Source organism: Kitasatospora sp. NPDC004272 (genome assembly GCF_053603035.1).
The window spans coordinates 6,073-6,699 of record NZ_JBSGET010000098.1 but is presented as its reverse complement, the minus strand read 5'-3'; the positions used below and the strand labels follow the sequence as shown (position 1 = coordinate 6,699).

Here is a 627-nt window from a genome sequence, read left to right as displayed (position 1 = left end):
CTGGGGCGGTGGGAGGAGGCGCTGGCTGTCGCGGAGGAGGCGGTCCTGGTCCACCGGGGTCTGGTCGCCGCCCGCCTCGACGAGCACCTGCCCGACCTCGCCACGAGTCTCATCACCTTCGCCGTCCGGTTGGGGAATCTCGGACGGCGCGAGGAGGCCCTGGCCGTGGGCGCGGAGGCCGTCCGGATCCTCCGGGGCCTGGCCGCCGCCCGTCCTGACGCGTACCTCTCCCAACTTGCCACGAGTCTCAACAACTACGCAGTCCAGCTCGGGGATCTCGGACGGCACGAAGAGGCCCTGGTGGCGGGTGAGGAGGCCGTCCGCCTCCGTTGCGAACTGGCCGCCGCTCGCCTCGACGAGCACCTACCCGACCTCGCCGTGAGCCTCAGCAATGTCGCCAACTGGCTCGGTGACCTCGGAGAGTACGAACAGGCCCTGGCCGTGGGCGCGGAGGCCGTCCGGATCCTCCGGGGCCTGGCCGCGGCCCGCCCCGACGCCCACCTTCCCCAACTCGCGATGAGCCTGGGCAACCTCGCCAACTGGCTCGGTGACCTCGGAGAGTACGAACAGGCCCTGGCCGTGGGCGCGGAGGCCGTCCGGATCCTCCGGGGCCTGGCCGCGGCCCGC

1 protein-coding gene is annotated in these 627 nt (G+C 72.9%); it reads left to right on the top strand.

The features are described 5' to 3' along the window. Positions 1 to 627, top strand: a 627-nt coding sequence (locus ACWEO5_RS26410) for a tetratricopeptide repeat protein (protein ID WP_452164729.1), incomplete at both ends; no start/stop codon positions are given.